14 protein-coding genes, 1 tRNA gene and 1 pseudogene are annotated in these 14193 nt (G+C 64.2%); 6 read left to right on the forward strand and 10 right to left on the reverse strand.

The genetic code is table 11. The features are described from left to right. Positions 1–13: 13 nt before the first annotated feature. The 8 genes from yihA to rpmH all read right to left on the reverse strand — a co-directional run bounded on the left by yihA (position 14) and on the right by rpmH (position 7273). Positions 14–667, reverse strand: a complete 654-nt coding sequence (gene yihA / locus G9Q80_RS16980) for a ribosome biogenesis GTP-binding protein YihA/YsxC (RefSeq protein ID WP_088714732.1) — start codon at positions 665–667, stop codon at positions 14–16. After that, a complete protein-coding gene (locus G9Q80_RS16985) occupies positions 667–1410 on the reverse strand; it encodes an MOSC domain-containing protein (protein ID WP_088714733.1) in 744 nt (247 codons plus the stop codon). Before G9Q80_RS16985 ends, yihA begins: the two co-directional genes overlap by 1 nt. Next, positions 1407–3239: a membrane protein insertase YidC gene (gene yidC, locus G9Q80_RS16990; protein WP_043140955.1), complete on the reverse strand. Its 1833-nt coding sequence runs from the start codon at positions 3237–3239 to the stop codon at positions 1407–1409. Before yidC ends, G9Q80_RS16985 begins: the two co-directional genes overlap by 4 nt. A gap of 152 nt (positions 3240–3391) precedes the next feature. Next, the gene (locus G9Q80_RS16995; RefSeq protein WP_043140956.1) at positions 3392–4936 is read right to left on the reverse strand and encodes a putative bifunctional diguanylate cyclase/phosphodiesterase; all 1545 of its coding nucleotides are present in this window, start codon (positions 4934–4936) and stop codon (positions 3392–3394) included. 55 nt (positions 4937–4991) lie between these two features. After that, a complete protein-coding gene (gene ttcA, locus G9Q80_RS17000; protein ID WP_074621835.1) occupies positions 4992–5855 on the reverse strand; it encodes a tRNA 2-thiocytidine(32) synthetase TtcA in 864 nt (287 codons plus the stop codon). A gap of 640 nt (positions 5856–6495) precedes the next feature. Beyond that, entirely contained in the window at positions 6496–6717 is a 222-nt protein-coding gene (gene yidD, locus G9Q80_RS17005) for a membrane protein insertion efficiency factor YidD (protein ID WP_043140958.1), read from the reverse strand. Then, positions 6714–7109: a ribonuclease P protein component gene (gene rnpA / locus G9Q80_RS17010; protein ID WP_069209502.1), complete on the reverse strand. Its 396-nt coding sequence runs from the start codon at positions 7107–7109 to the stop codon at positions 6714–6716. Before rnpA ends, yidD begins: the two co-directional genes overlap by 4 nt. 29 nt (positions 7110–7138) lie before the next feature. Continuing rightward, on the reverse strand, positions 7139–7273 hold the full coding sequence (gene rpmH, locus G9Q80_RS17015) for a 50S ribosomal protein L34 (protein ID WP_012177012.1): 135 nt from the start codon (positions 7271–7273) through the stop codon (positions 7139–7141). Positions 7274–7659: 386 nt separating this feature from the next. Here rpmH and G9Q80_RS17020 point away from each other — a divergent pair, with 386 nt between their 5' ends. The 4 genes from G9Q80_RS17020 to G9Q80_RS17035 all read left to right on the forward strand — a co-directional run bounded on the left by G9Q80_RS17020 (position 7660) and on the right by G9Q80_RS17035 (position 11398). Then, the gene (locus tag G9Q80_RS17020) at positions 7660–8391 is read left to right on the forward strand and encodes a TVP38/TMEM64 family protein (protein ID WP_069209501.1); all 732 of its coding nucleotides are present in this window, start codon (positions 7660–7662) and stop codon (positions 8389–8391) included. Position 8392: 1 nt separating this feature from the next. Continuing rightward, positions 8393–9811, forward strand: coding sequence for a dihydrolipoyl dehydrogenase family protein (locus G9Q80_RS17025; protein WP_088714734.1), 1419 nt, complete (start codon positions 8393–8395; stop codon positions 9809–9811). Positions 9812–9823: 12 nt separating this feature from the next. Then, positions 9824–11206, forward strand: a complete 1383-nt coding sequence (locus G9Q80_RS17030; RefSeq protein WP_043140976.1) for a sensor histidine kinase — start codon at positions 9824–9826, stop codon at positions 11204–11206. A gap of 115 nt (positions 11207–11321) precedes the next feature. After that, positions 11322–11398 (forward strand) — tRNA-Arg (locus tag G9Q80_RS17035). Between the two features lie 285 nt (positions 11399–11683). Here the strand turns inward: G9Q80_RS17035 and G9Q80_RS17040 are convergent. Further along, positions 11684–12316, reverse strand: a complete 633-nt coding sequence (locus G9Q80_RS17040) for an HGGxSTG domain-containing protein (protein WP_133066383.1) — start codon at positions 12314–12316, stop codon at positions 11684–11686. 246 nt (positions 12317–12562) lie between these two features. Next, positions 12563–12826: a hypothetical protein gene (locus G9Q80_RS17045; RefSeq protein WP_088670497.1), complete on the reverse strand. Its 264-nt coding sequence runs from the start codon at positions 12824–12826 to the stop codon at positions 12563–12565. Positions 12827–13007: 181 nt separating this feature from the next. On the opposite strand from G9Q80_RS17045, the pseudogene G9Q80_RS17050 reads away from it, so the two are divergent. Both G9Q80_RS17050 and G9Q80_RS17055 read left to right on the forward strand, forming a co-directional pair. Beyond that, a pseudogene (locus G9Q80_RS17050) lies at positions 13008–13301 on the forward strand (integrase core domain-containing protein); the annotation flags it as partial. Positions 13302–13564: 263 nt separating this feature from the next. Next, a complete protein-coding gene (locus G9Q80_RS17055; protein ID WP_043140988.1) occupies positions 13565–14113 on the forward strand; it encodes a hypothetical protein in 549 nt (182 codons plus the stop codon). The last annotated feature ends 80 nt before the right edge of the window (positions 14114–14193 follow it).

Here is a 14193-nt window from a genome sequence, read left to right on the forward strand (position 1 = left end):
GGCAGGACCGCGATCAGCTGAGCCCGGCGATGATCGCGCGCAGGGTGGCGATGCCATCCCCCTTTTCGCTGCTGGTCAGGACGATTTCCGGGTAGGCGGCGGGGTGCTTCGACAACCCCTGGCGCACTTGCGCCAGGATACGGTCCTTATCCTTGTCCTTGACCTTGTCGGCCTTGGTCAAAACCGCCTGGAAGGTCACGGCAGAGCGGTCCAGCAGGGTCATGATCTCGTCGTCGACGGGTTTGATCCCGTGGCGGAAATCGATCAGCACGAAAGCACGGCGCAGGCTGACCCGGCCCGAAAGATAGGATTTCAGCAGGGCCTGCCAGCGCGCGACCACGTCCACGGGCGCGTTGGCAAATCCGTAACCGGGCAGGTCGACCAGGTAGTGATCGGCGCCCAGGGTGAAATAGTTGATTTCCTGCGTGCGGCCCGGCGTGTTCGACGCGCGTGCCAGCCCCTTGCGGCCGGTCAGCGCATTGATCAGGCTGGACTTGCCGACGTTGGACCGGCCGGCAAAGCAGACCTCGGCCCGGTCATTGGGCGGCAGGCCGTCCATGCCGACGACGCCCTTGAGGAAATCGACCTCGTGACCGACGAAAAGCTTGCGCGCCGCTTCGCGGGCGGCGTCGTCCGGTTCCTCGGCGACGGGAAAGGCAAGTTGCATCACAGAACCTCCACGCGGTCGCCAAGCGCGATCCGTCCGCTGCGCACGACCTCGGCCCGGACCGAGAAATCGCGGTGATCCCAGTGATCCAGCGTGCCCAGCACGTCATGATCACGCTTTCCGGTGTCGGGATTGTTGTGGGTGGCAAGGCAGCGGTCCGTGCGTTCGCGCGGGATCAGAACCGCCTCGCCGATCTGTACCTCGCGGTCGATCCAGTCGAACTCTTCCCAGGGGGCGCCGCCATCGAACCAGAGATTGCCGCGCCAGCGGTGGATCGACAGGGCATGGCCAAGCCGCTGTTCCACGGCCCGGTGCGAGGACAGGTTGCACAGCGTGATCGAGGGGAATTCGCTGTCGGTAAAGCCGCGGGTCCTGCCGCGCACCACCCGGGTGGATTGCGCGCGGTTGTCCGGGATGAATCCGCCGGCCCAGGCGATCAGCTTGTCGCCTTCGTCGTCGGGCCGCAGCGTCAGGTCGTCCCGGTCCGGGTGTGAGAGCGTGACCGTGGCCGATGCCTCGTCCAGCCGGGCAGAGATGGCCCCCAGCGCGGGGGCCTTGCTGCCGATCGAGAAGTTCCGGCAGGAGACCCATTCCGATCCGTCGGCGCCGGACTGGTCATGTGCGACAGCCCAAAGGCGATCCCAGGGCAGGCACTGCCCGGCGCTCAGCGTGACCGCGTCCAGCTCTTCCCGGCCGTGGCTCTTGATCGGAAAGCGCCAGATCGCGGTCAGGGAACGGGTCATTTGCTGTCCTGCTCCTTGTCCTTCTTCTTTTTCACGCTGGACTTGATGTTGCCCATGATGTCGGGCGTGTACCCGTGGCTGCGCATGATCATGTACTGCTGCATGAAGGTGATCACGTTGTTGGTGATCCAGTAGACCACCAGGCCGCTGGCGAAACCGCCCAGCATGAACATGAAGACCCAGGGCATCCAGGCAAAAATCATCTGCTGCGTCGGATCGGCGGGCGCCGGGTTCAGCTTTTGCTGTAGCCACATCGAGATACCCAGAAGCAGCGGCAGGATGCCGATGAAGACCAGGGCCAGGATCGACTGCGGATCGGGCGCGCCCCAAGGCAGCAGGCCGAACAGGTTGTAGAGCGAGGTCGGATCAGGCGCCGAGAGATCGTTGAACGGGCCAAAGAAGTTGGCGTGCCGCAGTTCCAGCGTGACGAAGATCACCTTGTAGAGAGAGAAGAAGATCGGGATCTGCAGAAGGATCGGCAGGCAGCCGGCGGCCGGATTGACCTTTTCCTTCTTGTAGAGCGCCATCATCTCTTTCTGGAGCTTCTCGCGGTCGTCGCCCGCGCGCTCCTTGAGCTTTTCCATCTCAGGCTGGAGTTCCTTCATCTTGGCCATCGAGGCATAGGATTTATAGGCCAGCGGGAACAGCAGCGCCTTGAGCAGCAAGGTCAGAGCGATGATGGCGAGGCCCATGTTGCCGATATGCAGGTTCAGCCAGTGCAGGACGGCGAACATGTATTTGGTGATGAAGAAGAACCAGCCCCAGTCGATCGAGTCGAGGAAGCGGTCGATGCCGGCCTTTTGGTATTCCCGGATGGTTTCCCATTCCTTGGCACCGGCAAAGAGCTTGCTGCTGACCTCCCGGCTGGCGCCGGGCGCCAGTTCGACGGTCGGCAGCACCGCCTCTGTCTGGTAGATGTCGCGGCGGGCGTCGTATTTGACCACCGACTTGAACGGCGTCCCCGCGTCGGGGATCAGCGTCGCCATCCAGTAGTGATCCGTGAACCCGACCCAGCCGGTTTCCTGCACACGCTCGACCGTGGCCTGCGTGCCCTCGGCGGGCAGCATGTCCAGATCGGGGATGTTCTTGTACTTGGTCTGCTCCAGGATGCCGTCGGACATCTGTAGCGCGCCTTCGAACAGCACGAAGAAGTTCTTGAGGTCGTCCGGTTCGCCGTGCCGCGCGAGCACGCCGTAGGGGGCCAGCGACACGGTCTGGTCGCCGGTGTTCTCGACCGCCTGCGTGACCGAGAACATGAAATCCTCGTCGACGGAGATGGTCCGGCGGAAAATCAACCCGGCGGGGCTTTCCCAGCGCAGGGTCACAGGGCTGTCGGGGGTCAGGGTCTCGCCGCTTTCGATGGTCCAGGAGGTATTGGCCCCGGGCACATCCGACAGTGCCAGTCCGTTGCCAGGCGCCCAGCCGTAGAGCGCGTAGTAGGGGTTGGAGCTGCCGACCGGGTCAAGCATCTGCACGATGGGCGATTCCACCGACAGTTCGACGTGATAGTCCTTGAGCCGCAGGTCGTCGATGCGGCCGCCGGTGAGCGAGATCGACCCTTCCAGGCGGGCGCTGTCCAGCGGCAGGCGGGGGGCCTCCGTCGTGTCGGCATTGGCCGCGGGGGCCTCTGCCGGTGTTCCGCCGCCCAGGGGATCAGCGGCACGCGGCGCGGTTGCCACGCCGTCGGGCGCGGGGGCGTCGGTTTCGGTGGCCACCGGTGCATTCGGATCCTCAGTCGGCTCCGGAGGGGGAAACAGCAGGAACCATACAAGGATCACGACCATGCTGAGCGCGGTCGCGAGAAGCAGGTTCTTGTTCTGATCGTCCATGAGGCCGGCCACCTATCCGTTGAAAGTCATCGCTGGGTTCAAACGTCCCGCAGTGCAAAGGTCAAGCGGAATCCAGCCGGACGGGACGGTGTGGCACATGGATGCCGAGACCGAGCAAGGGGATGGCAGGTGTTCGGAAAGGGCTTTCCGGCTCAGCCGGTGGTGCCGCCCAGTTTCCTGGCGTCGGCGATCCGGGCGTCATGTTCATGTGCCCAGTCGATCAGCTTGTCGACGGGCATCGGGCGGGCGATGCCAAAGCCCTGGACGTGATCACAGCCAAGCTGGGCCAGCAGCGCGTGTTCGCCCACGCTTTCGACGCCCTCGGCAAGGGTTTCCAGGCCCAGCCGGTCTGCCAGGCCCAGGACCGCGGCCAGCATCCGGTGCTGATCCTCGTCGCGGTCGACGCGGGTGACGAAGCTGCGGTCGATCTTGAGCCGGTGTACGCGGAACCGACGCAGCGAGGTGATCGAGGCATGACCCGTGCCGAAATCGTCGAGGTCGATATGGCAGCCGATCTTGCCCAGTTCGACGATGTTGCGGGCCACGATCCCCTCGGGCGCGCCTGCGATCACGGTTTCAAGAACCTCGATTCCCAGCCGTTCGGCGGTCAGGCCGAAGCGGTCGAGCTCCCACTGGATGCGGTCGACAAGGCGGGGGTCGCGCAGTTCGGGGTCGGAAAAATTCACGCTGACGCGTGGGATGTCGAGCCCGGCCTGGTCCCAGCTGCGCAGGGCGGTCAGAGAATGCTGCAGGATGACCTCCGACAGCTGTTCCATGCGCCCGGCGTCTTCGAGCACGCGCAGGAATTGCGCGGGCGGGACGATGCCGCGTTCGGGGTGGATCCAGCGCGCCAGCGCCTCGACCCCGCTGATCGCACCGGTCGAGGTGCAGATCTGGGGTTGGAACCAGGGCTGGATTTGACCGTTCGACAGGGCGCGATCCACCTCGTTGCGCAGGGAACGCTGTTCCATGTGGGCCTGGCGCATGTTTTCGGACCAGGCGCGGATCGCCGAAGGACCATTGGCCGTTGCTTCCTCAAGTGCGACCTGCGCCGCTTCCAGCAGTTGCTTGCCGGAGGCGTCGTTGCTCAGCCGCAGGCTGCCGCAGAACCCGATGGACCCCGATAGATAGCGCATGGCATCGCCAACCGATGCAGGTTCTTCGACCGCGTTCTGCAGGCGGCCGGAGAGTTGCAGCAGCGCCTCGAGGTCTAGCCGCAGCGAGGGGCCGAGGAAGATCACGAATCGCGTTTCGCCCAGGCGCACGGCCTCGTCATCGCGGCGCAGGGTCTTGCGCAGGCGGCCCAGGGTCAGTTCGCGCAGGGCGTCGACCGTTGCCTCATCGGTCTGCTGGGCCACTTCGGTAAGGCCGTCGACCTCGATCAGCAGGCAGGCCGTCGCCAGGTTGGCCGCGCGCGCATTGTCCAGCGCCTGTTGCGCCAATTGCGTCGCCGCGATGCTGTCGACGATGTCGGCCTGATCGGTTCCCGACCGGCCATCGCCCCGGTCCGCGGGGACGCCGACCAGAAGAAAGATGCCCGGCGTGCCCAGGGCAACCACCAGCAACAGCGCCTCGCCCCCCAGCCAAAAGGCGGCAAGCGCCGCCGCAGGCAGAAATGCCAAAGCCTGTGGTCCCTGCAGACCCCGCCGCACGCCTGTGCGCAGCGTTGTCGGAAGCGCGCGAAGTGACGCCAACATGCCCGTGTCCTTGTACCTCATGAGGCGAGACTAGGCGACGCTGGTAACTCGGTTCTTAACGCGGCTCCGGGTTTTTCAAGGAATTGGGCGATTCCATGTCCCGCATGAGGCCGGCAAAGTCGAACAATCCCGGATCCAGCATGTGTGACGGGCGGACGTTCATCAGCGCCCGGAACATGACCTGACGCCTTCCGGGAGAGTTTTTCTCCCATCCATCAAGGATTTGCTTGACCTGTTGGCGCTGCAGGCCGTCCTGGCTGCCACAGAGGTCACAGGGAATGATCGGATAGTTCATGGCCCGCGCGAATCGGTCGCAGTCCGCCTCTGCCACATGTGCCAACGGACGGTAAACGAACAGGTCGCCCTCTTCGTTGACAAGTTTCGGCGGCATGGTCGCCAGTCGTCCGCCGTGGAACAGGTTCATGAAGAAGGTTTCCAGGATGTCATCCCTGTGATGGCCCAGCACGACGGCTGAACAGCCCTCTTCACGCGCGATCCGGTAAAGATTGCCCCGTCGCAGGCGCGAGCAGAGCGCGCAATAGGTCCGGCCCTGGGGCACCTTGTCGACCACGATGGAATAGGTGTCCTGGTACTCGATCCGGTGGGGCACCTGCATCTTTTCCAGGAACTCCGGCAGAACGGTTGCCGGAAAGCCCGGCTGGCCCTGGTCGAGGTTGCAAGCCAGGATTTCGACCGGCAGCAGCCCGCGCCACTTCAGCTCGTGCAGCACCGCGAGCAGCGTATAGCTGTCCTTGCCGCCGGACAGGCAGACAAGCCATTTGGCCCCTTCTTCGACCATGCCGTATTGCTCCACGGCCTCGCGCACGTTCTGCACGATCCGTTTGCGGAGCTTCTTGAACTCGGTGGTCTTGGGCGCCCCGTGGAACAGGGGGTGAATGTCGTCAGCATGATCCAGCATGCGGCGGGGATACGTCCCCGCCGCGACTTGGGCAAGTGTTATCGCGGGCCAGGGCCGGGTGCCGGAACGAAGGGTTGGATCGCCAGGCGTCTGTCCACCAAGGTCTTTGGCGGCAGACCGACGTCCCGCCGGAGATGATCGGTCAGATCCTCTGCAAGCGGTGGCGGAGGCCGCATTCTCGGGGCCCTGAACAGCGCGGCCAGGGCGGCGGCAAGCACCCTGGGCGCACCGTGCTGCGCGATGGTGGAGGCGATGTCGGTGCTCGGATGCCGAGCGACTGCGGGATTGTTCATAAGTGTTTCCCGGCGCGAAAACGGCCGGACTCCTGGTCTGGTTTGAAATGGACTGACGACGCACGGGGGACCCCGGGCGCGAATGTCAGCGATGGTTGGTTGGAAAACGACCCGCGTCAGGCGAGGGCCGGAAGTGAAGCGGTGTTAGTCCTGGACGGATCGGCGAAAGCCGTTGCCCCAGGTCGCTTCGAGAGAGGCCGCGCGGCGCGAGAAAGTCTGATCGTTCATGTCGGACCTCCTCTTGTTGATGCGTGGTCTCTGCGGGGTCGTTAGCCGAGCCCGGTCGAAAATGGTACATGTTTTTTGGAAAATGCCTGGGCACGAGGCGAATGTGCCCGTGGCTGTGGTCAATCGGGCACGTTGTCGATGCCGGAGCCGCCCCAGGGGTGGCAGCGGGCAATGCGCCGCGCGGCCAGCCAGCTGCCCTTGAGCGCGCCATGTTTTTCCAGCGCTTCCAGCGCGTAGACGGAACAGGTGGGATGAAAGCGGCACCCGTGGCCGACCCAGGGGCTGAGCACGAGGCGATAGGCGCGCACGGGCAGGGCGACGATATGGGCGAGCGGGCTCATCTGCTGCCCCCGTGTACCTTGCGCAGGGCATGGCGCAGGTCGGCCTGCAGTGCGGTGAAATCGCGCCAGGCAGTCTTTTCCGCGCGGCCGATCAGAACATAATCCCAGCCGTCCCGGCCCTGCTCGGGCAGGATCAGGCGCGCGATTTCGCGCAGGCGCCGCTTGGCCCGATTGCGGGCGACGGCGTTGCCGACCTTCTTGGAGCAGGTGAACCCGACGCGGATGCCCTCTGCCTCGCCGTCCTGGCGTTGCCGGGCCTGCAGCAGGAACCCCTCTGTCGGAGCGCGACGGGCACGGGCCGCGCGCAGGAAATCTGCGCGCCGGGCCAGAACCGTCAACGGCAAAAAGGCCGCCTCGGAGCGATCCGCGGCGGCTTTTTCGTCGGCGTTCATCTCCCGCTCCGCTGTGGGCGGCGTGGGGATCAGGCGCTCAGGCTCTTGCGGCCGCGGGCGCGGCGCGCGTTCAGGATCTTGCGACCTGCCTTGGTGGCCATGCGGGCGCGGAACCCGTGGCGACGCTTGCGGACGAGGTTCGACGGCTGGAAGGTGCGTTTCATCGCGGCTACTCCGGTTCAATGCCCCCGAGTCGACTCGGGCGCAGGAAATTCGAAGCCCTGCCTATAGGGGGGCGGGCGTCCCCTGTCAAATGGGTGTCATGGTTTTTTTGCCAATGGCGCGGGTGCCTGACAGGCGTTCGGAGCGGCGTCCGGCCACACGGGGCAGGCGTGCCGACCCTCGGTGCACTGAACCTTTGTGGCCTTCCGGTTCCGACTGCAACACTTGCATGCGGCCTGACCCGCGAAATGTTTCACTCTGGCTTTTCGGGCGTGAATTTCTCACGCTGGGGCACAAGCCGGATCAAGCGGGCGTGAGACGGCTGTTTTCCCGGTGGCGTCGGGGGCATCTATGCGGTGCCCCTGCCGCAACCCAAAGGCCCCGAACGATGAGCGACATGACCGACACGCCCAAACCCGGCCTCCGACGCCACCTGCCCCTGCTGGCCATCCTCGTGGTGGCGATCATCGGGTACTTCACGCTGGGCGACCTGCTGAGCTTTCAGACACTGGCCGACAACCGAGAGGCGCTGCTGGCGTTCCGTGACGCGCATTACCTGTTGACGCTGGGGCTGTTCATGGCGGTCTACGTCGTCATCGTCGGGTTTTCCCTGCCGGGGGCCACGATCGCCACGCTGACCGGCGGCTTTCTCTTCGCGACCTTTCCCGGCGCGCTCTACAACGTGACCGCCGCCACGCTGGGCGCCACGGGAATCTTCCTGGCCGCCCGCTGGGGCTTGGGCGCGCGCCTCGGCGACAGGCTGGAGCATTCTCAGGGCATGGTGAAAAAGATCAAGGACGGCATCGACGAGAATCAGTGGTCGATGCTGTTCCTGATCCGGTTGGTCCCTGCGGTGCCCTTCTTCGTCGCCAACCTCGTCCCTGCCTTTCTCGAGGTGCCAGTGCACCGTTATGTCATCTCGACCTTCCTGGGCATCATCCCGGGTGCGGTGGTCTACACCTCCGTCGGCGCGGGCCTGGGCGAGGTGTTCGAGCGTGGCGAGACGCCGGACCTGGGCATCATCTTTGCCCCGCATGTGATTCTGCCCATCCTCGGGCTGGCGGCCCTGTCCGCCCTGCCGATCCTGCTCAAGGCCCTGCGTGGCCGGAAGGGGATCTGAGATGGAAAAGCTGACATGTGATCTGCTGATCCTCGGCGCCGGGTCCGGTGGCCTGTCGGTGGCCGCGGGGGCCAGCCAGATGGGCGCCGACGTGATCCTGCTTGAAGGTCACAAGATGGGTGGCGACTGCCTGAATTACGGCTGCGTGCCGTCCAAGGCGCTGATTGCCAGTGCCAAGGTGGCGCACGGGATGGAGCATGCCGCCGTCTATGGCGTGGCCAATGCCGTGCCACATGTCGATTACGCCGCGGCCCAGGACCATGTCGCCGATGTGATTTCCCAGATCGAACCGGTGGATAGCCAGGAGCGGTTCGAGGGCTTTGGCGTGCGGGTGATCCGCGAATACGGGCGTTTCGTGTCCGACCGCGAGGTCGAGGCTGGCAATTACCGTATCACCGCGCGGCGAATCGTGCTCGCCACCGGGTCTTCTCCGCTGGTGCCGCCGATCCCTGGCATGGACGGCGTGCCCTACCTGACCAATGAAACCCTGTGGAAGCTGCGTGAGCGTCCCGAACACCTGCTGATCATCGGCGGCGGGCCCATCGGGATGGAAATGGCGCAGGCGCATCGGCGATTGGGCTGTGCGGTGACAGTGATCGAAGGCGCAAGGGCGCTGGGCAAGGATGATCCGGAACTGGCCGGGATCGTGTTGGAGACCCTGCGGGAGGAAGGCATCGAGATCGCCGAAGAGGCTCTGGCACAGGAGGTGCGGGGACAGGCGGGCGCCATCGAGGTCGAAGTGAAGGACGGGCGCGTGTTCCGGGGCTCTCACCTGCTGGTGGCAGTTGGGCGCAAACCCAACATCGACAGGCTGAACCTCGAAGCCGCCGGGATCGAGACCACCAAGACGGGCATCAAGGTGGATGCCAGTCTAAAGAGCACCAACTCTCGCGTTTACGCCATTGGCGACGTGGCGGGCGGAATGCAGTTTACCCATGTGGCCGGCTATCATGCCGGGATCGTCATCCGCTCTGCCCTGCTGGGGCTGCCAGCCAAGGCCAAGACGGATCACATCCCCTGGGCCACCTACACAAGCCCGGAACTGGCGCAGGTCGGCCTGACAGAGGACGCGGCGCGAAAGGCCCACGGCGACCGGATGGAAGTCGCGCGGTTCGACTACCACCACAATGACCGGGCCATCGCCGAGCGCAGGACGCGCGGTGTCATCAAGGTCATGGTGGTCAAGGGGCGCCCCGTCGGTGTGTCGATCGTGGGCCATCAGGCCGGGGAGCTGATCAATCTCTGGTCGCTGGTGATCGCAAACCGGCTCAAGATGAGCGCGGTTTCGAACATGGTTTCGCCCTATCCGACCATCGGGGAGATTAACAAACGGGCCGCGGGGGCCTATTTCTCCCCCAGGCTGTTCGAGAACGAGACGGTCAAGAAAGTGGTGCGGCTGGTCCAGCGCTGGCTGCCCTGAGTACGGTAGGACATGGTCAACTCGCTTTCCGGACGATTCCTGATCCTCACCATCATCTTCGTGATGGTGGCAGAGGTGCTGATCTTTGTCCCCTCCGTGGCGCGCTTCCGCGAGGACTACCTGCTGGCCCGGCTGGAACGGGCGCAGATCGCTTCTCTGGCCTTGCTGGCCGACGACATGATCGAACCGGAGCTGGAAAAAGAACTGCTGGACAACGCGGGCGTCTTCAACGTGGTGCTGCGGCGTGACGAGATCCGGCAATTGATGCTGTCATCGCCGATCCCGGGTGAGGTGGCGCAGACCTTCGACCTGCGCGACGCTTCGGCCTGGGTGCTGATGCGGGACGCGATCCTCTGCCTGGTCGACAGCGAATGGACGGTGATCCGTGTGATCGGCGATCCCTTCCGCGATGGAGGCGAATTGATCGAGGTCACGATGGACGGCGGGCCGCTGCGGACCGCGATGATCGACTACGGGCTGCGCATCCTGCTGCTGTCGGCGGCGATCTCGATCATCACGGCCGGGCTGTTGTTCCTGGCTGTGCGGTCCTTGCTGGTCAAGCCGATCAAGGGGGTCGTGGGCCATATCGGCGCCTATGCCGAGGCGCCCGAGGACGCGCGGCGGATTATCAAGCCCTCTGCCACGGTCCGAGAGCTGCGCGAGGCAGAGGAATCGCTGCAATCCCTGCAGACCCAGCTGACCCAGGCCCTGCGCCAGAAGGACCGGCTTGCGCAGCTGGGCGGCGCCGTGGCGCGGGTCAGCCATGACCTGCGCAACATCCTGACCAGTGCGCAGTTGTTCACCGACCGGATCGAGATGTCCGAAGATCCGGCGGTCAAGCGAATGGCACCCAAGCTGGTCAACTCGATCACCCGGGCGGTCTCTCTTTGCGAGAGCACGCTGGCCTTTGGGCGCGCCGAGGAACCGGCGCCGGTGATGACCCTGTTCAACCTGGCCGAACTGACCAACGAGGTGCTCGAGGCCGAAAGGCTGGCGATCGGCGAGGCGGATGTCTCGCTGAGCGAGGATATCCCGGCCGGGTTGATGGTGCGGGGCGATCCGGAACAGATCTACCGTGCCCTGTCGAACATGGTCCGCAACGCACGGCAGGCCATCGTTGCGACCTCGCAACCGGGAGAGATCAACATTGCCGCGCGGATCGAGGATGCGGATTGGGTCATCACGGTGACCGACACGGGCCCGGGCCTGCCGCCCAAGGCGCGCGATCACCTGTTCCAGCCCTTCCAGGGCGGCGTGCGCAAGGGGGGCTCGGGGCTGGGCCTTGCCATCGTGGCGGAACTGGTGCGCGGACACGGTGGCAACCTGAGGCTGGCGCGCAGCGACGAGACCGGCACCTGCTTCGAGATCCGTCTGCCGATGGGAGACGTGGGCTGACGACCGGGGTTTCCGGTGCCGGGCGGGCTGCGCGGAAATTCTTTGGGCCGATCGAAAAAAATCCGCGGATTGCCCCTTGCATCGTGCAGAGGTGGGAGGTACATGCAGCCCTCACGGACCGATAGCTCAGCTGGATAGAGTACTTGACTACGAATCAAGGGGTCGGGGGTTCGAATCCTCCTCGGTCCGCCACTTGCCCCTGATAACATTGGGAAAAGTGGCGGTTTGGCGGTTTTACCCACCTAAATACCCACCATGCTGAAAACGCTTGAACGCAAAGCGATGCGACACGGGGGTATGCTCAATCCTGCCAGCTTTCGGCATAGGGACCGGCGCGGGCAGGCTTTTGCGAGCATCCACAAAATCGGGTTTGATTGCCGGGCTGTCGAAGTGACACCCCATACCGCGCAGCGGGTTTGATTGTTTTTCAAACCGCCGAGGCAGTAACAGCCCATGGCGAGGGCGCGGCCTGAAACCTCACGTTTTGTCACCCTCTTTGCGGCAAAGCCGCCAGCGCGCCCAGCGTTGCCGCTGCGCTTCGCGAATGCGCTCGATGCCTTCCGGGGTTCTGGCGCCGGTCGATTTCCCGCCGTGAAACTTGCAGCGGCGCCTGCCCGGTTCGGACTTCGCACGGCAGGGTGTTCCCTTGCGCGTCCGCGCGCCGCAGATAACCCGTCGCTTGGCCCTGACTGTTTCGCATTGAACTTGCAGTCGCCGGACGTGCACAAGAAACGCGGCCTCACGCGCCGCGTCCTCGGCGGCCAGCATATCAGCCCAAGCCGCCCGCGCGCGGGTGACTGCGGGTGTATCCGGCAGGTCCAGGACTGTGGCCATGCGTTCAACGGCCCAGGCGCGCAAGTCCACCACGGGTTTGCATTCCCAATAGCTGACGGCGTGGCGCCCGCATCCGGCCTGCCGGGCCAATTCGGTTTGCGACAGCCCGGCACGCTCGCGGATTGCTGCGAGTTCCGCCCCGGTCACGCGCCTGCCCTCACAGAACGTCTTTGCCGCGCGGCGGCCTTGCGGCAGGCTTCGCGGCAATAGAGGGCGTCTGCGCACATAGTCGGGCAGAGTGTCGCCGCACCAGCGGCAATGCCAGTCTCGCCGCATCAGGCGTTTCAGTATGGCAATCGCACGGGCTTTTCGGTTCCCGCCGTTGCCGGTCCAAAGATACGAATGATAGCTGGCACGGGGGCTGCTTGGGTCGCTATCGACAATCCAGAAGGCGTGTGGGTCGGGTCCGGGCATCTTGATCCGTTTGATTTATTGCGCACCAAAGCCGGGTCAGCATCTTGAAATAAAAGGATAGCATTTTTTGACCCACTGCGCAGTCACAACGCAAAGTGGCCCTTGTCGTCAATGCGCGCCTGCCCCAGGGCAGTCAGGCTTTCCGGAAGCGGTCGCGCGGTCGCGTGCACGGCCTCGTTTGAATTGGCGGGCCACCTGTTCCGGGGTTGCTTCGCCCAGGTCGGACAGGGCTTCGCGCACGGTGGCGATATGTTCCGGCAGGGATTTCGGGAAAGGTGGCTTGGTCGCAGTTTCCTTGGGGCCAAGGGCCATTGCGTCCTGTTCCTTTTCCTTTGCCACGCGGCCCTCGGGGTTCTGGTATTCGGGGCGCATCTTGGGATAGGGGCGATCTCTGATCGCGGTATCCTTCGTGGGTACATGGATGATCGTGGGCGAACGTGTGGCCTGGCCAACCTGCCTGACGCCGAGGCCCCGGTCATTCAAGAAGGGGACAAAGGGGGGGCAGAAGCGCGCGGCCATAACCTCAAAACAACGCTTCTTCCCGACGTGCTACGGACCCGAGTTCGTCGCCCAGGCTGTCCGGGACTGGATCGCAGCCGTCGGCGCCAAGACGGCCTACATCGAGCCGGGATCGCCTTGGGAGAATGGCTACTGCGAGAGCTTCAACGCACGTTTCCGAGACGAGCTGCTCGACGGTGAAATCTTCTACAGCCTGCGCGAGGCGCAAATCCTGATCGAACAATGGCGAAAACACTATAACACCAAGCGACCTCACAGTGCTCTGGGCTACCGCCCGCCGGCTCCGGAAACCATCGTCCCGATGGACCAAAGGCCGACCATGCACTAACACTCAACGCGGACCACTCAGGTGGGGCGGATCATCACCAGAACGGCTGTACCAAGTTCGAATTTGGTCCTTGCAGACAAAGGCACCTTGGCAACCCCAACTCCTTGGGGAGCGCGGCTGCCAAATCGCCCGTCATGCCCAGACTGGCCGCCCTTTTGGCGCCGTTGACACAACAATGCCCCTCAGCGCCCCCGACTGTCGTCGCTACGCCAAACAATAGACACATTCGACTAGCATTATTCATTTAAATAAGGATGAATCACATGAAAGTCCGGTTCGAACCCGCTTTGCCAGATTTGAGCTACACCATCCAGGCACCTCTTCTGGTTGACCTCGAGGGCGCGGGATGTTTCTGGGCTGAGTCCTGGTCGCTTGAGCATGTGACGCGTCCGATATCGGTCCCCCGACTTAGCGGCGAAGCCACGATCACCATCCCCTTCCAGGGCTTCGGCATTACATTGCAAGCCAGGTTGGCCTATGACCCCGATATCGACGGCTTCCGGTTTTCGGCCATTGGCCAGCGTGAGTCCGAAGTCTTGGCCAACTTCTACCGACAATTGGCAACGGGCCGGGCGATGACGATGGACCGCATGATCCTTGCGATGGACGCGCCTGTCGAAAAAATCTCGATGGAACAAACTCCGAAGGAAGTCGCGGCGGAGACGCGCCGTGCCTTGCCACGCCCGACGCGGGTCCTGACGGCGGTCGCCATCTACGCGCTTTTTGCCTTCTTCGCATACAAGCCTGTTGTTCTCCCCATCTACCAGGCCCTGAGTGTCGGTCCGGCCTCTGCCGAGACGCAGAAGAACTGATGCCCGAAACCAGCTGGCTTCCCGCGGATCCCTATGGCGACATCGCCGAACGTATGAGGGTCCATCAGGCCCCGATTCCC

It is taken from the genome of Mameliella sp. LZ-28, assembly GCF_012274245.1.
GTDB lineage: Bacteria > Pseudomonadota > Alphaproteobacteria > Rhodobacterales > Rhodobacteraceae > Antarctobacter > Antarctobacter albus.